Raw genomic sequence first — 25595 nt, forward strand, 5'->3', positions numbered from 1 at the left:
ATTAAATATAAGGAATTTTATCATTTTTATTTGCCTGGAAATTCAGGATTTCCTTTTATGCACTCTGGCCTCCGTCGATCAGAAATTCCGATCCTGTGATGAAAGCTGCATGATCCCCCGCCAGATAAGTGATCAGTTTGGCTACTTCAGAAGGTTTACCGAACCTTTTTAAAGGAACAGATTCCAGCATGGCATTTTCCTGGCTGTCATTAAGGCCTATCTTCTGCATGATTTCCGTAGATACAGGACCCGGGCTTACGGCATTCACCCGGATTCCCCGGTCTGCAAGCTCCAGGGCGGCTATTTTCATCAGGGTATTTACCGCAGACTTACTGGAAGCATACACAGAGGCCATGCAGGGAGAGATATGCGCAGAACTTGAAGACAGAAGGATAACAGATGCACAATCATTAAGCAGGGGAATGAAAGTACTCAGGGTAAAAAAAGCTCCTTTGAAATTAACATTCATTACTTCATCAAACAGTTCTTCAGACGTAGACTCTATGGAGGCCGCCCTGGTAATACCCGCGTTGATCAGGAGAATGTCTATTTTTCCATAGCGGCGGGCAATTTCAGAAGCCAGAGCCTTTATATCCTTAATATCAGACTGGTCGGCAATAATACCCTGGGCACCAAGTTTTGTGCAGGCTGCATCCAGGGCATCTTTTCGTCTTCCGGTAATGACCACAGTGGCCCCCTCACTGATGAATTCTTCTGCTGAAGCATATCCTATACCGCTATTACCTCCGGTTACAACGGCAATTTTATTTTTTAACTGATCCATTTTTTATTTTTTATGCGTTAAACGATAGGTTAATACACTAATCTGCATTGAAGGTTATTCCCGTAACTTCTTCACTCCATGTCCAAAGGCGTTTTGCACTTTCTCTGTCCAGCGAATAAGGTTTTACACCCTGTCCTGCTGCATGGTCAGGGGACAGCAGTGCAACCTCCGCATCTTCACAGTAGACTCCTCCTATATCATTAAGGGAAGGGCTTACAGCGCACCATACCGTAGTGGCGGCTCCCTGAGGAATTGTTTTCAGTGAAGCCAGTACTTCCGGAAGCATATTTCCCTGATCATCAACAAATCCCATTTTCTGAAACAGTTCCAAAGGAGCTTCTCTGCCCAGTTCCGTTCCTGCAATAGATCCGGGATGAAGAGAATACACCCTTACTTTACAGGCTTTTGCGCGCACGTCCAGTTCAAGAGAGAAAAGATTAACCGCTGTTTTAGACTGCCCGTAGCCCTGAAGTGTTTCATATTCACGGGTAAGGAAGTTAGGATCTTCAAAATGAAAAGGAGCGAACTGATGACCCTGTGATGATACATTAACGACCCTTGCTCCACCGGCACTTCGGAGAGCAGGCCAAAGCCTTGCCGTTAGCTGGAACTGAGCCAGGTAATTGGTGGCCAGCTGAGATTCAATACCCCGTGCATCTTTACGGAACGGAACCCACATGATTCCCGCATTATTAATCAGTAAATGTAACGGGCGTCCGGAAGCCAGGAATTTTTCCGCAAAACGGTCTATGGATGAAGGATCCATCAGGTCCATAGCTTCAATTTCCACATTGTGAAGACCATGAAGATTTTCCATCGCCTTTTCTACGTTTCTGGCGGGAATAATTACCATTGCTCCTGCGGCGGCCAGGGTCCTGACTGTTTCCAGACCGATACCTGTATTTCCTCCGGTAACGATGGCGGTTTTACCCGAAAGATCAATTCCTCTGATCACTTCTTCCGTGGTTGACTTCGCATTGAATCCTGAATTGACAGGCTTTTGCATAGCCCCTTGATAATTGTTGGTTTCCATTGTTTTGTTATTTAAAGGTTACATGACAAAGGTATTCCGGAATTTCCTGTAACATTTTGTTGTAAAAGTCAATTTGTTTTGTTCTAACGGTCATGTTGACTGAGAATAACAGACTGCTTTTCCATCAATTAATCATAGTGTTTTTAACTATATTTGAATTTGGGAATTAAAATCATCAAAAATTATAAACCAGCAATATTTAAACAGAATCATATGCCAATTCCTGATAATATAAAAAGAGAACATGTGTTTCAGGCGATTATTAAAACCGACAGGGAGGGAATCCCACCCCGGAGAAATGCGCTCTGTTATAGTTTAGTTTACGCAGGAAAAGAATACCCGTGTAAACTTATCATTTCCCGGGCTAATATATTCATTAATGGTGAAGAGCTGGATCCTGATCCCAGAAACTTTACGACTTACCACGCCCAGGATTATCTTGAAAAATTAGGTTTTACCATTATTAATTTTAAGCCTTAAAACAAACGCCTTAATACACAATGCCCACAGAAATATCATACAGACCGCAATATCCGCTGAATAATTTCGTGGATTATATCTGGATAGGAACATCTCCCGATCTTAAGATGAGGTTTGTTCATCATGCGGCACTGTTTACCGAGCTGATCTTCAGTTATGGAGATTATTACACGGTAGAAGGAATGAATACCGAAAAGATCAGCAGGGGTGCGGGACTTCAGGTGATATCAGGGTTGAAAAAACAGCCGTTCATCACTGAAGCTGAAGGCGTTTACAGGTGTATCGGCTTAATTTTAAAACCTTTCTGCTACGGAATACTGATCCGTAAATTGGGGACTCCCGGAATGGAAGCCATTTCTGAAGCTTTATATGACTGTCTGCTGGATGTAAAAACCCCCGATTTTAAGAAAGCTGAACATTATTTATTGAAACTGTTCGGGAAAATGCAGACCGATCCGGATCTTATGAAATTTGAAAAATATCTGGGCTCTGACAGGGCAGGGAAGGGAATGCTTAAAGATTTCAGTGACCTTTTGCCGGTTTCCCGGAAAAGCTTCATTCAGAAATTCAGGAAATATTACTTTTTGACTCCCGGTGAATACCTGAACCTTTATAAGGTGAACAGAGCTGTTGCGCTTATAAAGACTGATCCGGCAGGACGGTTAACAGACATCGGATTAGACTCGGGATTTTATGACCAGTCACATTTCATCAGGGTGTTTAAAAAAATGACCGGGCAGACTCCCAAAGAATTTTTAAAATCCGGGAAAAGGTAAATTCTGTACAATTTTAAAACAGGTACAGGAATTAATTTTGTACGGTAAATTTTAAAATTAAATTCGATGAACAGGAAAAACAAGGTATTTATTGCCACAAGTCTGGACGGATATATTGCAGACAGGAACGGAGAAATAGAGTGGTTGCTTTCATTACCCAATCCCGGTAATGATGATATGGGATATCAGGAATTTATCGCACACATCGATGCCATTGTGATGGGGCGGAATACTTTTGAGGTCGTATGCGGATTTGAAGAATGGTATTATCAGAAGCCTGTTTTCGTATTAAGTAACAGTATGACGGAAATTCCCGGAGAATTCAGAGATAGGGCTTTCCTCGTCAATGGTGAGCTGAAAGACATTCTTATGGAAATTCATGAAAAAGGCTTTCATAACCTGTATATTGACGGTGGAAAGACCATTCAGGGCTTTTTGAAACAGGATCTGATCGATGAAATGATCATCACTTTGATTCCTTATTTACTGGGCGGAGGCATTTCTTTATTCGGGGACCTTCCTGAAATGCTCGAATTTGAGTGTACAGATACAAAAATCTTCCCGGTTTCAGTCGTTCAGAATCATTTTATAAGAAAAAGATAGCCTTCTTCCGGGCAGGATTTTAAAACAGGATTTAAGATAGATGAAGAGACCGGTTTCAATCTCGGTCTCTTTACCCTGTTCTTCATAAAGCTTAATCCCATTTACTCTTTACAGAAACCGCATATTTTCCGGCTCCTGTAAAGAAGAAGCTCAGGCCGGCAAGAAAATAGATCGCCAGAAGTTCCAGGGCCCAGCCTCCATACTCATTAAGTTTAAATATACTGCCGGTCTGGGCAAGAATAATTGCGGTAAAGCAGTTTCCGGCAAAAATTAACCCTGCAAGCCTTATCCTGAATCCTGCGATGATCATTAAAGGAGCTATAAATTCACCTGCAAACACTCCATAGGCAAGGAATGGCGGAAGCCCGTGCAGGGTCATCATGTTCTCAATAAATCCGATTCCGTGTACCAGTTTGCTGATTCCGTAAACCAGCATGGGAAATCCTACGGCTATTCTGCTGATCAGAATACCCAAATCGATGTTTTTGTTCATTTTTATGATTGTTTAGAAATTATACTTTACGAATGCTCCGATATTTTCCAGTTTTTTTTTGCCATTGTTGAACTGGTCGAAATTGGAAGCGATACCGTATATTATTTTATCCTGTTTCAGTCCCAGCCGGAAAAACTGAAGACCTCTGGGGTAGCCGCTGCTGTCCAGATTCCCGATGGCCAGTACACTGAAATACCCCTGAAGCCCCTCTTTCAGATAAGGAGAATATTCAAATGACACCGACTGTTCCAGAGAAAATCCCTTCTGATAGGTAGTTCCGATGGAATAAGAAAAAGAATAGGCCGGACGGATGATCTTATACTGGGCGGAAAGCGTAAAGAAAGCTCCGGGATTTTTTATTCCTAACGCTGTGTTTATACTGATCTTTCTGGTGAGAGCATAGGAAAGAGTATTCCGTATAAAGAATATGTTGTCTTTATCCCGGGTGTATTCTGTATCGGATAAAGTGAGGTTGTTCAGTTTCATCCGGTCATTCAGCTGATAATTCACCTGATGCATATACGTATAGGAACGGTGTCCCAAAACAAGATCGGGAGTGTAGGTAAGTTTCTGTGCACTGAGTTCCGACAGGGCACTTGCAAGGAAAATGACAGCAGCATATTTAGCCTTCATAATGATATCCGTTAAAAATTCTACGGGCAAAATTATTCAGGCTCAGACGGAAAAAACTTAAGAAATCTTAAGAAAGGTCAGACAGGTGTTTTTTTCTTAAATAGCTCAGATATTCTACCGTGATCCCCAGATAAGAGGCAATCATATACTGAGGAAAGCGCTGCTCAATATTGCGGTAGGCCCGGATGAAGCCGCGGTATCTGGAATAAGCATCTATCCTTGAATGTTCAAAAGTTCTCTCCTGAAGAGTTACATAGGCATTCTGCATTTTCAGCCTCCAGAATTCAGATAAAGCCGGAACTTCTTTATATAGGAGCTCCAGGTTGTTTCTGCTGATCTGTATGACGCAAGTTGTCTCATTGGCACGGATAAACATTCTCGATGGCTGCCCGCTCAGATAACTGTACAGATCATTGATCCACCAGTTTTCGATCCCGAGCTGATTTATATTTTCTTTACCCTTTTCATCAATATAATAGGTATAAAGGCTGCCTTTGGCAATGAAACGCATATGCTTTGAAACCTGTCCTTCATGAAGCAGGTAGTCTTTCTTGCCGAGATGTATGATCTCTAATTTGGAAATGATGGATGCAACATCTGCTTCCTCTAAGGTAATGACTTCTGTGAAATGCTGTATTAACTGTGATATGAGGGTATCCGTATCCATGAAAAAGGGATTCTTTATAGAAAATATAAGGCTGCAAATGTACATAAATATTATGTCCTTATTGATAAAGGAGATCCGGAATTAAATCATCTGGAAGCCGCTCAGATTTTTAACTGAAATAAATAATGTAAAAAATTCATCATATATTAATTTTATATGATTTTTTTATTGATAAGCTAAAATAATTTATATAGAAAAATATCTATTTATGTAGCGTGATATAAACTTAAATATATTCTTAATTACTTGTTTTTATATATTATTTTTGTTTTTTTTAATTTCCTTGTTATTGTACTGTTATTAAATATTTTCATGATAAATATTTTTAATATTAATTTTTTTCTTAATAGCATTCCGTCTGGCTGTAAGAAGGTTGTTCTTCTTTTGTTGGTTATCTTTCAATCTCAACGGTACTCATCCCAGAACCGGGACGAATTGGTGAAAATTGATAAACTGCTGAATTTGTCGGACAGCTGTGCGCAGGTAGATTTTGGTAATGCACTGAAATTTTCAAAAGAAGCTTTAACTAAGGCAGAAAGGGCAGGTGATTCAGAAAGAAGAGCCTGGTCTTATTACTATATCGCACGCTCTCTGATTTTTTTCAGACAGTTTGACGAATGTGCCCCATACCTGGAAAAAGGCTTTCAGGAAAAAGCCGTTGAGGAGAATGTCCTGTTAAAAGCTTCGTTTTTGGATCTGCGGGCCGCTTATTACAGCAGAATGTCTTTATTTGAGCAGGCTTACCAGACTAATCTGGAAGTACTCAATCTGCTGAAATCCGGAACAGACCCTGAATCACAGCTTATCATTTCAAAAATGTATATAGGAATAGCAGACTATTTTACGGAGCTGAAAGACTATAAGACAGCACACAGCTATGCTGATAAGTCTATTGCCGTTTCCGAAAAAATTCCTGTGAAAGAATATTTCTCCGTTAAACGGATTTACAGATACCGACCTTTTATCTACTTCTACAAAAGCTGGATTTATCTCCAGGAAAACAAAGCTGTTTCAGCATATCCTTTTGTTGAGAAAGCTTATGATCTGGCCGTTGCTGAAAAGCATAAATATATGGCCCCGTTCTATGAAATCTATGGTGACTATTATTTTCAGATCCATGATTATAAAAAAGCGGTTGACTTCTACATAAAAGCTGCAGAAAATAAAGAAATATTTATGCAGTATTCAGCCTATGTGGATTCTAAAATTGCCGCATCATACAAAATGCTGGGCAACCGTGAAAAAGAAGTTTATTATCTGCAGAAAGCAGAAAAGCAGCATAAGCTGGATCTGGATGGCGATAAAAAAATTGTTCAGAAAGAATTAGACCGGATTCTGCTGAAAAAACAGGCTGAAAAATCTGATTTAATGAAAAACAGTACATTAATTGTCCTGCTTGTGATTCTTACCTTTATCATCCTGCTGGCAGTTATTATAAACCGGTACCGGAAAATCAGAAAGAAAAAAAGAAAGATTATCGGGGAGCAGGAGAGAAGACTTTCTGAAAAAGAATCCGAGTTAAAAGAGAGAGAAGCTAAAATTGAAAAACTGCAGCAGAAAGTTACAGAATCTTTTTCGGAACTCAATGATCTTGTAAAAGAGAACTCTTCCCGGTTTTGGGGACGGTTTCAGGAAGTCTATCCCGGTTTCTGTACAAAGATGCTGGAAATAAACCCAATGCTGAAAGTCTCTGAACTTACATTCTGTGCCTATATCTATATGGGATTTTCTACCAAAGAAATTGCCGAATATACTTTTAAAGCTTCCAAAACCATTGAAAACAACAGGTACAACCTCAGAAAAAGACTGTACCTGAGTCCGGAAGAAGACCTGATGGTCTGGATCAGAAAATACATAGACGGAGCTTAACAGATAATTTAGTTTTGATAACGGGAACCTGTAAAAGGTTCTTTTTTTGTGCCCGTTTTTATTCCCGGAATAAAAAAATGAGACCGTGCATCAGTAGGGAAAAGTATATAATTCTAACTTTTTTATTAAAAAAACGCTGAGGTTTTAATTTTTGTAAAGTGCTGATAATTAATTATATTTAGTAAATAGAGGGCCTGATGAGGGCCTGTTTTTTTTATTTTTTTTGATGAGTTTCATTCATTTGCAGCTGATTTTACAGCACATTGATGAGATCAGAAAAATACGATACAGCATTAATCATTGGGTTACCTGTTATTTCAGTTTCAAAACTGAGAACACTAATCGCGATGCTTATTTTAAGGTCACCTGTTTTTCTCTTTTCAGGTGCTGAAAAACATTTCAGGAGTTCAGGAAGGCAAACAGAAGGTCACTGTTTAAAAAAACATATAAGATCTCCGCTATTTCCGGGTACTCAACATCATAACCGGATGAATTGGCTGCTTTCTCTCTCTATATATAAAACACAAATTCCTTAGAGGCAGACCAATGATCCCAGATCAATAATCAATTTATTTTAAAATATAAAAGCTGATGAATAAAAAAATTTTATTTCTGTTTTCATTGCTGATGGCCAACATAGCTTATAGCCAGTGCAGTGATAATATTCTGAATTGGGTACAGACCCGGAAAGATGATCCTAACCGTGGAGGTTTTGGCTTTAATTACGGCAGCGATCCTTATGTTCTATCTGATGATGATGCAGGAGGAACTACCATTGCCAGAGGTTTTTTTGCTGCTCCATATAACGGAGTGAATATCAATACAAATAAACTGGAATTTGATATTGCATTTGATGATTATAATGATGGCGTAAAAACAGAACTTTGGGTAAATGGAGTGAAGTACATGGATATGGAGGTGCCAAGAGATAGTGATCCTACTCTCTATCATATTGCAGACTACGATGACAGAACAGTTTATGCCCTTGCAACTGCCTTTAGCGGGGCTGTCATAAACGGTCAGTCTTCCGTACAAATCCGGGAATCTAAACGGGATGCACCGGCAGTTTCCACCGGCTGGGTGAAAAACCATATTGTTTTAACGTTTCCAACAGCACTTACGATAAGCTCCGGAAGTATAGAGATCAGAAATTATTATCCTTATCTTACCGGAACACCTAATGCCCGTTCACAGGGAGATTACAGATATTACATCAAACTGGCGGGCTGCATCACAGATTCTGATAATGACGGCATTTTTGATGATATAGATCTGGATGATGATAATGACGGCATTTTGGATGCGGAAGAATCTCCGGAATGTTTTTACAATGTCTTTGAGGCTCACAGAATTGCTTCCGTTCAATCCCCTTTCAACGGTTCCGGAGCAAATCCGTCAGGCGGAAATACGATACCGTCATTATACGATGATAATACCAATAATGGAGCTGCTGCTTTTACTTTTGCATCAGGCCAGGTAGTGACCCCGGGGACCCCAATTTTTACAATTGAATATCCCACATCAGTTGTATTGAATTCTTTAACTTTTGTTCAAAGCAATTATGGTATGACATCAACTACAATATATGGAAAGTTATATGGTTCAAACGATGGAATAAATTATACACTTCTTACAGTAGGGAACGGTCTTAGCCTGGCTACGGGCCCCCGTCCGTTTGCTATTGCTTCACCAGCTCCATATCGATACTATCAGGTCAGGTATATCGGAACAACAGCGGCTGGTAATTCTTCTAACGGAATAATCGGGACAGCCGCGATTCATGAAATTACCGCTGTAATATCAACAGCAGTTCCCTATAATGCCTCGGCTCACCCCAAAAAAGGAGCTTGTCATGCTGATGCTGATGGAGACGGTATTCCCAATCATTTAGACCTGGATTCTGATGGTGACGGATGTTCCGATGCGTATGAAGGAGGGGCAGCTACTGATAAAAATATGTCTGTAATTCCTGGGCCATATGGTAATAATGGATTGGCAGATTCACTGGAAACAAGTTTAGATAATGGAATAGTGCAATACAATTCTACCTATCATAAATATGCCCTTCTGGCTAATCAGAAATTATGTCTGGATACAGATCATGACGGAGTTCCGGATCCTGTCGATATTGATGATGATAATGACGGTGTGCTCGATACGGATGAAGGAAATTTTTGTGGTAAACTCGACAGAAACATAAGGGTAGGTTACTTGAATTCAGGAGCAGGAAGCAGCGGATTGGCAACAAACCTTCTGTATAATTTAAAGAATTTTGGAATTTATGGTACTTTCAATAAAGTAAGAGGAGTTACTTTAATTCCTTATAACTCGGCGGCGGCTGTTACTGAAGCAACCTTACTGGCTGATAATATTGATGTTTTCTTTGTAGGTTCTACGGCAGAAGATAATAATAACGCTACCGGTACTTCATCAACTAATAAGGTTCCAACATCTGTAAACACAGTATTGATTAACTGGGCGAAAAACCACAATAAAGGAATTTTTGCCATACAGAATAATGCGGTAGACTACGGATACAGAACAACATCCAATAATACCAATCCTAATACACCTTCAGGAACAATCGGTAAAAGCGTATATACAGACGGATATTGGCCTACACCTGCACTCATGCAGTCAGGGAGTGTCCAGATGACGATAATGTCTTCTACAAGAATATTCGATATTTTAATGACAGATGCCAATCTGAGACCCGTTGTCGTTGCAGACAGAGAATACAATTTAGTTATTTTTCCTGATGCCACCATATACAATGTTAATTCAGGTATGAATACTCCTGCCGATAATGATCAAAAGGCTATTGCAGATACATGGGCTTATGTGTTTGATAAGTACTTACATACGCAGTGTACGTTCCTTGATACGGATGGAGACGGAATACCCAATCATCTGGATTTAGACTCGGACGGAGACGGGTGTAGTGATGCCCTTGAATCCGGAGCAACCGCAAGTACAACTCCAGATTTTTCTTTTGTGACACAGGCGGGTACATCCACAGATGCTAATAGTGACGGGCTGGCAGATATTGTTGATGCCAACCTGAACGGTATCCCTGATTTTTTAAGCCTTTATGATCCTAATGCACTGGACAGTACCATCAACCAGTGTAAAGACAGCGATGGCGATGGAATTGTAGACAGCATTGATCTTGATGATGATAATGACGGGATACTGGATACAGATGAAGGGTTGAGTTGCAATTCATTGAACAGAAATTTAAGGATTGGTTATCTGGATACCACTTTGGGTAAATATGGCCTGATGATGAATATGCTGAATAATCCTGTGAATTTCAGCGATACAGGGGTTTATAATAAATTTCCGGGAATCACTTTCGTTCCGTATGCTACACAGGATGCTATTACTGAAGCCCAGCTACTGACCGATAAGATAGATGTATTTTATACAGGATCTTCTGCCAATGAAACACAGACTTCAACGGATAAATTACTGACAGCAACCAATAAACGTATTTTCTCATGGGCCGTAAACCATGATAAGGGTGTCATAGCACTCCAGAATAATGCAACAGATTTCGGATATATATTATCAAATGTAAGCACCAACCCTTCAACACCCTATGGGCCCACAGGTGAAGCTGTGTTTACCAACGGGTATTGGCCGGTAACTACTTTTAACATGTCAGGATCCGTACAAATGACCATTAATTCCGCAGAGAGAAATTATATTTCTATTATGGCAGATGCAGCAGGAAAAGCCACATTCGTCAGAGATAGAGAGGCTAAAATAGTTTTTATACCGGATGCTACCATTTTTATTGACAATCAGTCTGTCGCTGCGATAGGGACCAATGCTACATTAAAAGTGGCGGCAGATGTATGGGCTTTTGCATTTGATACTTTTTTACAGGGAAAATGCTTCACGCAGGATACCGACGGAGATGGAATTCCTGATCATCTTGACCTTGATTCTGATAATGACGGATGCCTTGACGCCTTAGAGGGAGACCGGAATATAGCCAATTCACAATTGGTAGATGCCGGCGGTACCCTAACGGTTGGTGCAGGTTCGTCTGCTCTCAATAAGAATTTATGTGCTGATGGAACATGTGTTGACCAGTATGGTATTCCCATCATAGTGGGAACAGCAGGGCAGGGGATTGGCACCTCTCAGAACACATCAGTTCAATCTGGGTGTGAAGGATTCTGTATAAAGCCCGGAGATTTTTCAATGGCAGGTACACCTACCAGATTAGGAATTACCAAGCAGAATAAGTTATCCAACTGGCCGGTAAATATTCCAAACGGTTTCGTTGCTCTGGAATCTGATACAAAAGGGCTGGTGATTACCAGAGTTCAGAATTCCTCTATGATCAGCGATCCGAAAGAAGGAATGATCGTTTATGACATTCAGGATAAATGCGTAAAACTGTACAATGGTACAGTATGGAAATGCATTGAAAGAAGTTGTAATGACTAATAATTAATATTGAATACAATGAAAAAAGTAATATACAGTACTCTATTTTGTTCGTTAGCCGTTTTGGTTTCAGGTCAGGTGGCAATAGAAAAAGAAAATGTTAACGGTACAGCCACCATTCTGGATTTTAATAATACAGCCGGAAACACCAAAGGCATTATACTTTCTGCCGTGAATGACCTTTCCGGAGCGTTATCTTCAGCTCCCGCAGATAACAACGGAACCTTTCTGTTTGATAAAAGCGATAAGAAAGTAAAAATGTATGAAAACGGAACCTGGGTAGATCTGAGCAGTCCGGGAAACACTTCACAGATCATAACGAATACCAGTGCCGGATCCGGACAAAATCAGGGCGTGATTATAGGGGCTTCATCCAGTAATGCCAAAGGAATACTTGTTCTGGAATCTCAGGATAAAGCAATGATTCTTCCCCAGATCAATACCCCTCACACATCAGTAAAAAGCCCTTATCCCGGAATGATGTGCTATGATACGGCGAGTAAATCATTAGCGGTATTTGACGGGTCCAGCTGGAACTACTGGAAATAATTCCAGCTTTCAGTAAAAGTAAACACAAGTTATATATACTATTCTGTCCTGCCGGGGGCTGGCTTCCGGCAGGACTTTTAAAACAGAAAATGCAAATGAATTTCAAGAACATTCACATCGGAAATATGATTCGGAATGCAGTAAAGGAAAGCGAGGCGGAACTTTCCCGGATCTGCCATTTCTTTCAGTGTACGGAACAGGAAATAGAAGAAATGTACCGTGCCGAAAGTATAGATAGTCTTCTGCTGCTGAAATGGAGTAAGTTTCTGGAATATGATTTTTTCAGAAGCTATTCCCAGCATCTTATCCTGTATTCACCGCCTTCCCGGAGAATGCAGAAAAAGAAAGCCGCAGCATCAACCCGCCTTCCTCAGTTCAGGAAGACAATTTACACCCAGGAGGTCATCGATTTTATCCTTGAACAGATACGTTCTGAAAATATGACCAAAAAAGAAGTGATCGAGCGCTATGCCATCCCCAAAACAACACTTTTCAAATGGATTGGAAAATACAACAGCCTGTAAAAAATAAGAACTATGAAAAAATACAGACAGCCGGATTTTAAGCAGATCTACACAGATATTCTTATTAAAAAATATCCGGATAAATATAATGCCTGCGAAGGTCTGTTATTAAAAAAAGAGCTTTTAGCCCTGGATGTTTTGAAAATCAACACCCTTATTTTCGGAGTATCAGAAAAGAACAGCCAGAGATACCGTTCCTACAAAGAATCAGATATCCTGTCTATGCTGGAATATCAGAAAAAAAATAAGCTGAATAATACCGAACTGGCTGCCCATTTTAAACTGAGCAGAAATACCGTTGCCAAATGGAAGAAGATCTTTCTGCATAAAACAGAAGTCTGAATAAAAAAAGTACCCCGGTTTCCCGTTTTTTTGTAGTTTAGTCTCCATTGAAAATATGCTTTCACCTACCTTATCAACTTTATGAAAAGAAACTTTATCAATCAGGAGGAACTTTCAGATAAATTCTGGAACATTGAATATTCCGGAACCAGGCAAACGGTAACATTTGGAAAAACCGGAACAAAAGGACGCGAGACCGTCAAAGATTTTGCTGATGAAAAAGACTGTTCCCGGGAATCTGAAAAACTCATCAGCCAAAAGATCAGAAAAGGATATACCGAAATTCAGGAAAACGATGAGGTTCCCCGGAAAAAAGAACTTTCAGAAAATGAAAAAGCAGACATCTGTTTCTGGGATGCCATCGAAAAATCCAATAAATACAAAAAAGCCCGCTGGAACGAATACGATATAGATGAACATCTGGAAAACCTGACCGTTTATCTCTCCGCATACAGTAAAGAAAGACTCATCATTTTCGAAAAAACGCTGCAGGAAAAGTTAAGTGAACTCTACACCGCAGAAATTGCAGAACTTTCCTTCATCCTTGAATGCGACTTTAAACTGGAAAACGGTACCTATATTTTTGATGAATATCTTTCCGATGACGGATTCATTTATTTCCGGTGCTGGCTGCTGCTGAAAGGAAAAGCATTCTTTGAAGATATTACAAAAGATATCCGGTCGTTCGTAAGCGGAAAATACAGCTTCAATATCGGCGACTGCTGGGCAGAAGGACTGCTGTACGTATCGGATGAGGCCTATTCTGAAAACCATGATAATGAAGACGAATCCGAAATAAGAGATGCCGTTTATGAACGTTATCCCGGGAACAATTACGACAGTATGAACCGCCATATGAGCCGTAAACCGAAAGGAGGAGCCGAACTGCAGACAATGTATCCCCGGCTGGTAAAAGAAATCGGTGAACTGAGAAATTCGTAACCCCTTTTTTCAGTATTATATGATCCCATTTACAATAGGTACTGTTTCTGAAGCAGTAGCAGATATTCTGAAAGAAAAAAGAAGCCCGCAGAACTTTCCGGCAACCATCACATTTCCATTTCCTGAACAGTATGAAAATCTGGTGACACAGATCGGAACTTTTGAAATTGCTTCGGAAGCCGTCCTGTATAACTCTGTGGAAGCCGTTTCCGAAAACAGAGAATCAGAATGGACCGATTTTTGGCTTTTTGCGGAAAACGGGCAGGGGGACCGCTGGCTCCTGAGTAAAGAAAACTCCGTTTTTTTCTATGATCACGATGCTCCTGATCATTTACAGCCCATGAAAATCAGTTTCGGGCAGTGGCTTCAGATGGCTTATATCATCCGGCAGCTGGACCATTACTATGAAGAATATGAAAGCATTCCGGAATGTAAAGAACAGGCTTTTTATAAAGCACTGAACAGCATCAGCCCCGGGCTGGAAGAACGTTATCCGTTTAAAGTCTGAAAAACAACATTACAAAACTTCTGTCGCAGAACGAATATCATTCCGTAATCATGAAAGTATTGGCAGATAATGGTTATTTTTGCCAAAATCCCGTTCCCTGATGAAGAATGCCATAAGCTGGATATTGATTGTATTTCTCAGTGTTTTTCTTTTGCAGAACTGTTTAAGCACCCGCGTTCAGAAAGAATTCCGGCAGAAATCTTCATTCCTTGCTGAACTGAGAGCGTTATATTCCTCGGGAGATCCTTCAAAATGGCCAAAACCAATTCTTGATCCGGATGCATTGCCGTATTTTTCTGAAATCGGACATTTACCGGAAGTGAAGTTCCCTGAAGATAATCCTTATTCCGGAGACAAGGCTCTTTTAGGGAAAATCCTCTTTTTTGATCCCCGGCTTTCCCGCTCCAATCAGATTGCCTGTGCCTCGTGCCATGATCCCGAACTGGGCTGGGCAGATAACCGGACTTTTTCCTTCGGGCACGACAGACAGATGGGCATCCGCAATGCAATGACCATTATGAACTCTGCCTATGCCCAGCCTTTATTCTGGGATGGAAGAGCATCGTCATTGGAAGAACAGTCCCATATACCGATTCAGGACGAACGCGAAATGGGAGAACATATCGATATTGCTGCAGGGAAAATTGCGAAGATCAGCGGATACGGAATCCTTTTTGAGAAAGCTTTCGGAGATAAAACAGTCACCAAAGACCGTATAGCCAAAGCCATAGCTACCTTTGAAAGAACCCTTAAAAGCGGAACTGCAAAATTTGATCTTTTCATCAGTGGAAAATCCGATGCCTATTCGGATGATGAGCTTATGGGGCTGCACCTGTTCCGTACCAAAGCCCAGTGCATGAACTGCCACAATTCAGGATATTTCTCCAATAACAGGTTTGAAAATGTAGGAACCGCTCTGCTGGGTGAAACAGGAGAGGACCCGGGACGTTACCTGGCAACCAAAAAACCGGAAGATGCCGGCAAGTTCCGGGTACCGGGTTTGCGTGACGCAGCAAAAACAGGACCCTGGATGCATAACGGCTCCATGACCACCCTTACAGAAGTTATACAGTTTTACAGTAAAGGAAATCCCGAATATACTCAGAAACGTTCAACCGTTCATGAAGGAATTACCCTGACCTCCGAGAAATCAACTTTTGTAAGATTACTGGATCTCACTGATGAAGAAATTTTTCAACTGGAAGCATTTCTCCGTACACTGACCACAAAAACGGAAAGAGTTGTTCCTCCGGTTTTACCGAAATAAAAAGCTTTTCACTCCAATTCTGTAATTTTATCCGGCAGTATTTTAAGTTATCATTTTTGCAGCTGTTGATTTTAAGACAGCAAAGGATACAGTCAACCCCGTTGATTCGTCGAGGCTACGGATAAGCATACCGCTTTTGTATCATTTTACCCGCTTAAGATAGAACGGAATTATTCATCAACTTTACGATAATCTTTTTAATCAAAAAAAATTCAAGAACGGTCTGCTGAATTTTATTAATAATAAATATATGACAGTCAATATTATAATAGATTGTGAATAGGATTTAATCAGGTTTTTGGTGTTTGTTATTTTAAATTGAATTGTGATAAACACAGAAACCGGAAAACCCATCTTCTGCTTCCCATCCTCAAAACTTTTCGTAACTTTATCCATATCCAATCATCTTATCATGAATATCAGCCTTTCTTCAAAAAATGCTCTCGTGGGGGCCGCCACTCAGGGAATAGGTGCCGGAATTGCTCTTGAGCTGGCCAAATGCGGAGCCAATGTTACCATCATGGCCCGGAATGAAACCAAATTAAAAGATATGGCAGCATCACTTCCGGTTACAGCTCCTGGCCAGAACCATCAGTATCTCGTTGCTGATTTTTCCGATTTTGAAAAGTACAGATCAGTGATAAAAGGATATTTTCAGAACCATACCATAGATATTCTTGTGAATAATACCAATGGCCCTGAACCTGGCTTCGCTCTGGAAAAAGAACCGGATGATTACCAGAAAGCATTTGACCTGCTTTTTAAAACAGTCTGTGAAACAACGTTGCTGGCCTTACCACATATGATCAGGCAGAAAAGCGGGAGAATCATCAACGTATCTTCTCTTTCTGTGAAAGCTCCTATCGGGAATCTGGCGCTTTCCAACTCAATCCGTTCAGCAGTCATGGCATGGGCAAAAACCTTATCGAATGAAGTAGCGCAGCATCATATCACAGTCAATAATATTCTGACCGGATATTTTGATACCGAACGGATCCGGAACCTGATCCGCCACGAAGCTCAGCAGTCGGGATTTTCTGTTGAGGAAATCCTGAAAAACAGGGAAAATAAAATTCCGATGAAAAGACTGGGACAGCCGGAAGAATACGGACATCTCACCGCCTTTCTCGCATCGGAGTATGCTTCTTATCTTACCGGAGCCAGCATACCTTTAGACGGGGGACTGAATAATATCTATTAGAAAAATCTGAAAAACTTCGTTAAAATCCTGTATTTTAGCAGGCAACATTCATTAAACGCATAACCGGATGAACACAGGTAACAGGGTTAAAATTCTGAGAGAACAGCAAAACCTCACCCAGACTGAACTGGCAGGCAGCGCCGGACTTTCGCTAAGGACCATTCAGAGGATTGAAGCAGGAAATATACTCAAAGGATATACCCTGAAAGCCATTGCACAGGCTCTGGACGTGAAACCTGAAGACCTTGCTTCTGTTGAAACAGTAGCAGAAGAAACAACAGACCGTGCAAAAATGATTAATCTCTCCGCCTTATCCGGGTTGATCCTGCCATTTGGAGGAGTTATCTTTCCTTTGATTTTAACGTACAGAACAAAAGACCGGAAAAATAAAGAACTCGGGAAAGAGATTGCCGGAGTACAGATCATGCTCTCGGTAATTCTCTCTTTGTTGATGATCTTAAGCCCGTTTATTCAAAAGGGATTATCTGTGGAATTTCCTCTTTTTCTTCCTGTTTTAATCGGTTTTATAGGCCTTAAATTATGGATCATATTCAAAAACGGAACCAGCCTGAATCAAAAAAATGAACTGGATATTAAGCTGAAAAGCAATTTTTTGTAAATTGTTTTTTAAGAGGTAATGTTCATACATTTCCGGTTGTTCTTATCTGCCTGTCTTAAAATGTATATTCTTTTAGTACTCCCAGCTGTTCGTTAATTCTTCAGATAATTGATTGCTATTATAAAAACTTGCTGAAAATATTTGATTTTCTTGCGCCTTAAAAGCAGTATAATGGTAAAAAAGACTTGAGCCGTCGCGTTTTTCAACAAAGCTTATTCAAAAAAGATCTGCCTGATCAGCGAGCCTGAACAATATAAACATCTGTGTAATCCGGGAGATTTGCTTGTACGGATGCTCTGCTTTTTACGAGATCAATTCCCCTTTTAATAAAATCCATGTAATATTCTGCAGTTTCCGGATGTCTTAGAAATAAGAAAACCAAAATTTGCTTTCCGGAAAAAATGATCATCATGGATCTGGCGAAAGCAATCCTTTAAAATAAAAGAAGAAAAAAACTGCTTAAAAAAATAAAATTACATTTTTTAATAAAAACCATGTAATGATCTGTTGTGGCCGGTTGTCTTAATAATTATTGGATTTAAATATTGATATGAAAAACTGGTCTTTTAAAAAGAAGAATACCATTGCAGGATGGATGGTCTTCATTATTGCGTTAATTACCTATACCTCTACCATTGAACATTCCCTCAGTTTCTGGGATTGCGGGGAATATATTTCTTCGGCAGTAAAACTTGAAGTAACACATGCTCCCGGAGCGGCATTATTCCAGATTGTGGGGGCGGTGGCCAGCATATTTGCGCTGGGGAATGTAGAAAACTATGCTGTGGTTATCAACACCATGTCTGCAGTATTCAGTGCATTTACCATTCTTTTCCTGTTCTGGACCATTACTCATTTTGTAAGAAGACTGCTGAACAAAGATTTTGATGAAATTACAAAACATCAGGAAATCTCCGTTCTCTTTGCGGGAGCAGTGGGAGCTTTGTGCTTTACCTTTTCGGATACCTTCTGGTTCTCGGCGGTAGAAGGAGAAGTATATGCTATGGCTTCCCTGTTTATCGCTCTGCTGGTGTGGCTGATCACAAAATGGGAAAATGAATACCAGGCAACGGACAGCGAAAGATGGATCATTCTTATTTTCTTTATCATCGGCCTTTCTGTCGGGGTACACATGATGTGTATGCTCGCCATTCCTGCTGTATGTCTGGTTTATTATGCCAGAAATTATAAGTTTACCTGGAAAAATTTTATCTGGGCTAACGTGATTACTCTGGGAATCCTGATTATTGTTTTCAAAATTATCTTCCCTCTGATCATGACGATGTTCGGAAAACTGGAGATCTTCTTTGTAAACGGACTGGGACTTCCTTTCCACTCAGGAACGATTGCTGCATTTATCTTAATGACGGCTGCATGCTATTTCCTTATTAAGTATGCCGGAAAAGCAAAAAGAAATATTTTCCAGACGGCGGCTTTATCGGTGGTGTATATGATTATCGGTTTCTCATGCTGGATGGTAATCCCGATCAGGGCAAATGCCAACCCTCCGATGAACCTTAACGATCCTGATACTGCGATCGGTATGCTTGATTATTACAACAGAGAGCAGTACGGAGACTGGCCAACAATCTACGGACAGAATTATACCGCTTTCCTTGATGCCAAAGGAATGGAGAAAAATGAAGACGGAAGCTATAAAATAAATAAAACCGGGGATACGTATGAAAAGGATGAAAAAACCGGAACATACAGGAAAACAGGAGAGCGCTTCAATTATGTGTTCAGTAAGTCTCATATCAGCTTTATGCCGAGAATGTTCAAAGAGGATAAAGAAGTTATGGAGAATTATATTTCGATGTACGGAGCTCCTGATTTTACCTTCAACTATGCCAATGAAGATGTGGGGGATAATCCTCAGGCCAAACAGATCTTTGATGAGCTGAGAGCCAAATATGAAGATAAAACCATCACGGCTGCCGATTATTTAAAAGTAAAACCCTACGATCTGATCAATGTTCAGAAACCGTCATTGGCTCAGAATCTTGATTATTTTATTTCCTTCCAGAACGGGTATTATTTTGTACGATACCTGATGTGGAACTTTGTAGGAAGACAGAACGATCTTGAAGGAAACATGGAAAATACAAAAGGAAACTGGATCTCCGGAATTTCATTCATCGACAATGCTTTATTGGGAGACCAAGATAAACTGCCTGCTAAATTCAAAAATGAAAGTACCGTGAAATTCTTCTTCCTTCCGCTGATTTTAGGACTTATCGGGTTCTTTTTCCAGCTGAACAGGGATTTCGGCAGATTCTATGCCCTGCTTTCATTATTTATCCTGACGAGTGTGGGGATTGTTTTCTATACAGGAGTAAAACCTTTTGAAGTAAGGGAAAGAGATTATGCGATGGTAGGCTCTTTCTATGCCTTTGCCATCTGGATAGGGATGGGGGCCGGAGCTATTCTTTGGTTTCTTCAGTCTAAAGTAAAGTCCAGCGGAGCGAATATTGCCTTAGGCGTTATTTTGCTGGGAGTTCCTTTCATGATGGGGTTCCAGAATTATACGTCACATGACCGGAGTAAAAAGACAGCAGCCTATGATTCTGCCTACTCCTTCCTCAGATCTTTACCTAAAAATGACATTATTTTTATTTACGGAGATAATGATACATTCCCGGTATGGGCGATTCAGGAGACTGAAAGGTTCAGGGATGATGTGAAAACCGTGAATTTTACCCTTCTGGCCACCCCGTGGAATATTGATCAGGTAAGAAGAAAAACCTACAATGCGGAAGGAATTCCAACCCAGCTTACCCACGAGGAATACAGAGACGGAGTAAATGATCAGATCTATCTGATGAAAAAAGAAGACTGGGAAGGATTCTTCTCCATGCTTAAAGAACAGGGAGCACCGGATACCGAATTCCAGGCGTTCAGAAAATACCTTACCCAGGATTCCATTACCCTGAAGGAAGCTATTGATTTCATCAGATTCAAATCTCCTGAAAAAGATGAGCTTCTGAAAATGTATTTCGGGGAAGAAAAATATGAGAAATACAACATCCTTCCGGTAAATAAATTCATCCTTCCTGTTAATAAGGAAAATGCAGTAAAGGCAGGAATCATTACCCAGGCAGACCTTCCGAATGTAGTGAACCAGATCATGATCAGTTACAAAGGAAATACACTTTACAAAAGCAATCTGATGATGCTGGATCTTTTGGCCAGTTTCGACTGGAAACGCCCGATCAACTTCTCTTCAGGAGGACTTTACGACAGCGAAAATATCTTCTATCTTGACGAATATCTTCAGTTTGACGGATTCAGTTACAGGCTGGTTCCTATCCATACAAAACAGACTGCTTCCGGCGATATGGGAAGAGTAGATGCCAATTCTCTTTATCATGTGGTGAAAAATTTCAGATGGGGGAACTTTAAGGACCTCAGTATTCATTATGATGAAGCTGCCACCTCCAATATTATAAGTTACAGAATGTCAGCAAGCAGGGCTGCTTCGGCACTGGCTTTAAGCGGGCAGAAAGCTAAGGCTCTTGAAATTCTTGATCTTGCTGCAAGAGAAATTCCGGCTGAAAAATACAATGATCCCCGCTCATTAAGTGGAATGGTTACAGGATATATCATGGCAGGACAGGAGCAGAAAGGCCTTCAGCTGGCGGAAACACTTAAAAAAGGAATCTTTGAGGAATATGATTATTATCTTGCCCTGAGCCCGCAACATCAGCTCTATGCGAAAAGACAGATGCGGGTAAAACCAATGGAGTATTCACTGGTGGTTGCTGCCGTAACCGATGCTTACAGAAAGATCGGCCAGAATGAAAAAGCGTATGCCTATCTGGTGAAATCTATTGAACCCATTGACAAGAAATTCAATGTCTTCATCAAAGAACTTCAGCAGATGGGGAAAGAAAAGGCGATAAAAGAATCTGAAAACATTCAGAAAATATCTCCTTTTTACCAGTATTTATTTGATGTGATGGAACCTTTTGATTCCACTTATTCCAAAGAGAAAGAGGAACAGATCACCAGAGCGCTTATTAAGGTAACTCAATAGTATTTTTTCAATAAAAAGATCCTGTTTTGCAGGATAAGCAGAGCCTTCCGGTGAGTACCGGGAGGTTTTGTATTGTTTGTTATCACTCATCAGGTTAAGTTCTGAAAAGAATTACCGTATGCTTTCCTGGTGATGCCTTTTACAGCCACAGTATTGAGTAAACCGCCGGAAATCCGTATTATTGTAACAGTTTAAGGTATATCTGCTGAAATTATGATTATAAGAAAAAAAGAACACTGGTTCAGAATGCTTTTCGTATGGCATGGTTCGGTACTTCCGGGGCTGCTCCCACGGCTGGGCCTTCTTTTCATTTTATCTTTGATCGTGGTTTATTTTCATGGAACCATCCTTGATTTTAAAGTGCCGCTTAATCCTGCTCCGCTTACCTTATTTGGTTTTGTGCTGGCCCTTTTTCTGGGATTCCGGAATAATGCAAGCTATGAACGGTTCTGGGAAGGACGGAAACTTTGGGGGGCTCTACTCAATATTGCAAGAGCATTAACCCGCCAGGTGCTTACTCTGGGGAAAAAGACTGATCCTGCTTCCGTTGAAGAATTTCTGAACATACTCAGTTCCTTTTTATATGCGCTGAAACACCAGCTAAGAAGTACCGATTCCTATGAAGATCTTCAAAAGAGGCTTTCTCCCGAACAGCTGAAAACTGTTGAAACAGCAAAATATAAACCTGTAATACTGATGAGGCTGATGGCAGAATGGATAGAAAAAGCCAGAGAAGAGGAGAGAATAGATTCTATCCAGCAGGCAAGGTTCGATGAAAACCTGGACAGATTGGCAGATGTGGTAGGCGGATGCGAACGGATTTTATCAACACCTATCCCATACAGTTATCGGGTGCTGCTTCACCGTACTGTTTATATTTACTGCTTTCTGCTGCCTTTTGGGCTGGTAGACAGCCTGGAATGGTTTACACCGCTTATTGTGGTGTTTGTAGCCTATACTTTTGTAGCTTTTGAAGCGATCGCAGACGAAATTGAAGAACCTTTCGGTACTGAAGACAATGATCTGGCATTAGACAGCATGTGTGAAATGATCGAAAGCACTATCTGTGAACTTGCAGGGAAAAATATTGAAATATCCCCTAAAATCGTAAATAATATTATCAGCTGAGCGGTTCGTTTTTTGCTCTTATTCCGTATGCAGACCCAGAATCACCATATCATCTATACCATTGGCCATTCCACCAGGAGCATTACCGATTTTATCAGTCTGCTGAAAGAGTTTGGGATTGAAGTACTGGCAGATATAAGGAGATTTCCGGGATCAAAGAAATATCCCTGGTTTAATAAGGAAAACCTGGAAAAAGAACTGCGGAAAAACAATATCTCTTATATTCATATGGAAGATCTGGGGGGAAGGAGGAAAGTGCAGCCCAATTCACAGAACGACCGCTGGCGGAATGACTCTTTCAGAGGGTATGCAGACTATATGGAAACGGATGAATTTAAAAAGGCTGTCCTGGAGCTGGAAAAAACAGCATCAGAAAAAACTACGGCATATATGTGTTCAGAAGCAGTCTGGTGGAGCTGCCACCGGTCTATGGTTTCCGATTATCTGAAAGCAGCCGGATGGAAAGTACTCCATATCATGACTCATGGAAAAGCAGAAGAACATCCCTATACTTCTGCGGCGCGTATTACAGACGGAAACGTCTGCTATTCCGATGAAAATCTGTTCAGTTAAATAAAGAAAAACTTATGAAAACAGAATTTAAAATTGGCGATAAAGTAAGCTGGAACTCAGAAGCAGGGAGAGTTTCAGGAACTATTATTAAAGTACATACCCGGGATTTTGATTATAAAGGTTATACCCATCATGCCAGTCCGGAAGATCCTCAGTATGAGATAAAAAGTGATAAATCCAACCATATTGCGGCCCACAAAGGCTCTGCACTCAAGAAAAACGACGACTGAACCTGTCCCCGAACATCAGATTATGAGAAAAAATTTACTTATATTCTTCCTGTCTGCCATTTTTTTACAGTCCTGTTTCAAAAAAGAGGAAGAAAAAACCGTTAGACAGACACCGGCAGAAAACAAAAAAACGGATACGGTACAGCATTCCGGATCTTCAGCAAAAGACATTCAATATTCAGTTCAGGTTGAAAAGATAGATTCTGTTCAGTTTCATAGGACAGAGGCAAAATCAGGATATAAACAGGATAAGATCGCAAGAATTGACAGTTTTGAAGAAGCGGGGAAGCTGTTGAAAGGTGTGGTGGAATTCTCCGGAGCGGATGAACATGGTGAGACAATGGCTGTAAAGAAAATCCGATTCAGAAACGGGAAAATTCTTGAGAACAGAAACGATTTCGACGGTGAGTTTTTTATCGCCTATTTTCCCGGTGAAGATATTTTGCTCTGCGAGGGCGGGCATACTACCGATATAAGCTTTAATCTGAAAAACGGACAGAAAACAGAAGATACCGGAAACCCTGATCTGATCGTGACTTCCCCCGGAAAAGAATTCAGGCTGAACGGTCATTTCGGAGGACAGGAATGCTATTCCTATTTTATCCAGCGTAAGATCGGTAATGAATATATAAAGAAGATACAGCTGGATGAAGAATTCGAAAAACAGACCGGAATATGGCTCTGTATTATCGGAAAATCGTTCTGGACAGATGATAGGACACTCTATCTTTCAGAAGAGAGCAACTATACGGAAAGCGGTCTTAAAAAAAGATATTATAAGATCAGGATTATTGAGCATTAAAAGCATTGAAAAATTTACAGGATAAAATATTGATGATGAAGAATCTGATTATTCCAAAAGGTTTGGCAGAAGGAGATAAAGTGGCAGTTGTCTCTTTATCATGGGGTGGAGCCGGTGATCTGCCTCATCGCTATGCAACAGGTAAGAAGAGGCTGGAAGAGGTTTTCAGACTTAAAGTCATAGAAACTGAACATGCATTGAAATCTTCTCAATGGATCTATGAACATCCGGAAGCCCGGGCCGCCGACCTGATGAATGCTTTTCAGGATCCTTCCGTGAAGGCTGTCATCACGACTATCGGCGGTGATGACAGCATCAGGCTTTTACCATATATCGATCTGGAGGTGATCCGCAGTAATCCAAAGATCTTTTTAGGATTTTCAGACAGTACGGTTACTCATTTTATGTGTCTTAAAGCAGGTTTAGGTTCTTTTTACGGAACCTCTCTGCTGGTGGGGTTTGCAGAAAATGTTCAGATGCACGAATATCAGATTCAGGACATCCGCAATACATTATTCTCGCCGGGTAATGCAGGGCAGATCTTACCGAATGCAGAAGGCTGGACTACGGAATATCTCGATTGGTTTGATCCTTCTCTGCAGAATATGAAAAGAAAACTTACCCCGTCTTCAGGATGGTCTTTTATCCGTGGAAACTCAATAGCGAGAGGAAGACTGATCGGAGGGTGTATGGAAGTACTGGAAATGCTGAAAGGAACAGACTTATGGCCAGACCGCGAAACCTGGAAAGACAGCATCCTGTTTTTTGAAACTTCTGAAGAGAAGCCGCGACCTGAATATGTAAGATTCTGGCTGAGAAATTATGCCGCAACGGGAATACTCAGACAGGCCAACGGGATTATTTTCGGCCGCCCTTATGATGATCTCTATGCTCAGGAATACGAAACAGAGCTCTTAAAAGTTTTGGACGAAGAAGGTTTACATGACCTTCCGGTTATTTCCCGTATGGATTTCGGGCACACCTGCCCCGCCTTCACCATTCCTTATGGAAGACTGGCAGAAATCAACTGTGCTGATAAAACTTTTTCTGTTCTGGAAAGCGGAGTGATTTAGTT

At 40.7% G+C, this 25595-nt stretch carries 24 protein-coding genes; 19 read left to right on the plus strand and 5 right to left on the minus strand.

Going from position 1 to position 25595, the window contains the following annotated elements:
* Positions 1 to 55: 55 nt before the first annotated feature.
* Together AC106S_RS19165 and AC106S_RS19170 are read right to left on the minus strand one after the other, a co-directional pair.
* Positions 56 to 784 (minus strand): SDR family oxidoreductase, encoded by a 729-nt coding sequence (locus tag AC106S_RS19165; protein WP_482441277.1) that lies wholly within the window; start codon positions 782 to 784, stop codon positions 56 to 58.
* Positions 785 to 821: 37 nt separating this feature from the next.
* Positions 822 to 1817, minus strand: coding sequence for an SDR family NAD(P)-dependent oxidoreductase (locus AC106S_RS19170; RefSeq protein ID WP_482441278.1), 996 nt, complete (start codon positions 1815 to 1817; stop codon positions 822 to 824).
* A gap of 213 nt (positions 1818 to 2030) precedes the next feature.
* Between AC106S_RS19170 and AC106S_RS19175 the strand changes: the two genes are divergently transcribed.
* The 3 genes from AC106S_RS19175 (at position 2031) to AC106S_RS19185 (ending at position 3676) form a co-directional block, all read left to right on the plus strand.
* Positions 2031 to 2297, plus strand: a complete 267-nt coding sequence (locus tag AC106S_RS19175; protein ID WP_482441279.1) for a ScoMcrA-related endonuclease — start codon at positions 2031 to 2033, stop codon at positions 2295 to 2297.
* Between the two features lie 20 nt (positions 2298 to 2317).
* Positions 2318 to 3073: a helix-turn-helix domain-containing protein gene (locus AC106S_RS19180; protein ID WP_482441280.1), complete on the plus strand. Its 756-nt coding sequence runs from the start codon at positions 2318 to 2320 to the stop codon at positions 3071 to 3073.
* 66 nt (positions 3074 to 3139) lie between these two features.
* A complete protein-coding gene (locus tag AC106S_RS19185; protein ID WP_482441281.1) occupies positions 3140 to 3676 on the plus strand; it encodes a dihydrofolate reductase family protein in 537 nt (178 codons plus the stop codon).
* Between the two features lie 91 nt (positions 3677 to 3767).
* On the opposite strand, the gene AC106S_RS19190 is transcribed toward AC106S_RS19185, so the two are convergent.
* From AC106S_RS19190 to AC106S_RS19200, 3 genes are all read right to left on the minus strand, one after another.
* The gene (locus tag AC106S_RS19190; RefSeq protein WP_482441282.1) at positions 3768 to 4169 is read right to left on the minus strand and encodes a DoxX family protein; all 402 of its coding nucleotides are present in this window, start codon (positions 4167 to 4169) and stop codon (positions 3768 to 3770) included.
* 12 nt (positions 4170 to 4181) lie between these two features.
* Complete coding sequence (locus AC106S_RS19195; RefSeq protein WP_482441283.1) at positions 4182 to 4802, minus strand: hypothetical protein; 621 nt, start codon at positions 4800 to 4802, stop codon at positions 4182 to 4184.
* A gap of 67 nt (positions 4803 to 4869) precedes the next feature.
* Positions 4870 to 5469, minus strand: a complete 600-nt coding sequence (locus AC106S_RS19200; RefSeq protein WP_482441284.1) for a Crp/Fnr family transcriptional regulator — start codon at positions 5467 to 5469, stop codon at positions 4870 to 4872.
* Between the two features lie 438 nt (positions 5470 to 5907).
* On the opposite strand from AC106S_RS19200, the gene AC106S_RS19205 reads away from it, so the two are divergent.
* From AC106S_RS19205 to AC106S_RS19280, 16 genes are all read left to right on the plus strand, one after another.
* Positions 5908 to 7338 (plus strand): helix-turn-helix transcriptional regulator, encoded by a 1431-nt coding sequence (locus AC106S_RS19205; RefSeq protein WP_482441285.1) that lies wholly within the window; start codon positions 5908 to 5910, stop codon positions 7336 to 7338.
* A gap of 591 nt (positions 7339 to 7929) precedes the next feature.
* Entirely contained in the window at positions 7930 to 11799 is a 3870-nt protein-coding gene (locus AC106S_RS19210) for a hypothetical protein (RefSeq protein ID WP_482441286.1), read from the plus strand.
* An 18-nt stretch (positions 11800 to 11817) separates the two neighbouring features.
* A complete protein-coding gene (locus AC106S_RS19215; protein ID WP_482441287.1) occupies positions 11818 to 12348 on the plus strand; it encodes a hypothetical protein in 531 nt (176 codons plus the stop codon).
* Positions 12349 to 12443: 95 nt separating this feature from the next.
* The gene (locus AC106S_RS19220) at positions 12444 to 12872 is read left to right on the plus strand and encodes a transposase (RefSeq protein WP_482441288.1); all 429 of its coding nucleotides are present in this window, start codon (positions 12444 to 12446) and stop codon (positions 12870 to 12872) included.
* 12 nt (positions 12873 to 12884) lie between these two features.
* Positions 12885 to 13214 (plus strand): helix-turn-helix domain-containing protein, encoded by a 330-nt coding sequence (locus AC106S_RS19225; RefSeq protein ID WP_482441289.1) that lies wholly within the window; start codon positions 12885 to 12887, stop codon positions 13212 to 13214.
* Positions 13215 to 13295: 81 nt separating this feature from the next.
* Complete coding sequence (locus AC106S_RS19230; RefSeq protein ID WP_482441290.1) at positions 13296 to 14156, plus strand: DUF4240 domain-containing protein; 861 nt, start codon at positions 13296 to 13298, stop codon at positions 14154 to 14156.
* Between the two features lie 19 nt (positions 14157 to 14175).
* On the plus strand, positions 14176 to 14664 hold the full coding sequence (locus tag AC106S_RS19235) for a hypothetical protein (protein ID WP_482441291.1): 489 nt from the start codon (positions 14176 to 14178) through the stop codon (positions 14662 to 14664).
* Between the two features lie 100 nt (positions 14665 to 14764).
* Positions 14765 to 15931, plus strand: a complete 1167-nt coding sequence (locus AC106S_RS19240; RefSeq protein ID WP_482441292.1) for a cytochrome-c peroxidase — start codon at positions 14765 to 14767, stop codon at positions 15929 to 15931.
* Between the two features lie 325 nt (positions 15932 to 16256).
* Positions 16257 to 17132, plus strand: a complete 876-nt coding sequence (locus tag AC106S_RS19245) for an SDR family oxidoreductase (RefSeq protein ID WP_482441293.1) — start codon at positions 16257 to 16259, stop codon at positions 17130 to 17132.
* A gap of 67 nt (positions 17133 to 17199) precedes the next feature.
* Positions 17200 to 17751 carry a helix-turn-helix domain-containing protein gene (locus tag AC106S_RS19250; protein WP_482441294.1) on the plus strand — a complete coding sequence of 184 codons (552 nt, stop codon included), beginning with the start codon at positions 17200 to 17202 and terminating at the stop codon, positions 17749 to 17751.
* Between the two features lie 550 nt (positions 17752 to 18301).
* On the plus strand, positions 18302 to 21787 hold the full coding sequence (locus AC106S_RS19255) for a glycosyltransferase family 117 protein (RefSeq protein WP_482441295.1): 3486 nt from the start codon (positions 18302 to 18304) through the stop codon (positions 21785 to 21787).
* A gap of 213 nt (positions 21788 to 22000) precedes the next feature.
* On the plus strand, positions 22001 to 22915 hold the full coding sequence (locus tag AC106S_RS19260; RefSeq protein ID WP_482441296.1) for a bestrophin family protein: 915 nt from the start codon (positions 22001 to 22003) through the stop codon (positions 22913 to 22915).
* A gap of 27 nt (positions 22916 to 22942) precedes the next feature.
* Positions 22943 to 23488: a DUF488 domain-containing protein gene (locus tag AC106S_RS19265; RefSeq protein WP_482441297.1), complete on the plus strand. Its 546-nt coding sequence runs from the start codon at positions 22943 to 22945 to the stop codon at positions 23486 to 23488.
* A gap of 14 nt (positions 23489 to 23502) precedes the next feature.
* On the plus strand, positions 23503 to 23718 hold the full coding sequence (locus AC106S_RS19270) for a hypervirulence associated TUDOR domain-containing protein (protein WP_482441298.1): 216 nt from the start codon (positions 23503 to 23505) through the stop codon (positions 23716 to 23718).
* Positions 23719 to 23740: 22 nt separating this feature from the next.
* The gene (locus tag AC106S_RS19275) at positions 23741 to 24520 is read left to right on the plus strand and encodes a hypothetical protein (RefSeq protein ID WP_482441299.1); all 780 of its coding nucleotides are present in this window, start codon (positions 23741 to 23743) and stop codon (positions 24518 to 24520) included.
* A 32-nt stretch (positions 24521 to 24552) separates the two neighbouring features.
* On the plus strand, positions 24553 to 25593 hold the full coding sequence (locus AC106S_RS19280; RefSeq protein WP_482441626.1) for a S66 family peptidase: 1041 nt from the start codon (positions 24553 to 24555) through the stop codon (positions 25591 to 25593).
* The last annotated feature ends 2 nt before the right edge of the window (positions 25594 to 25595 follow it).

It is taken from the genome of Chryseobacterium sp. FR054 (assembly GCF_056844565.1).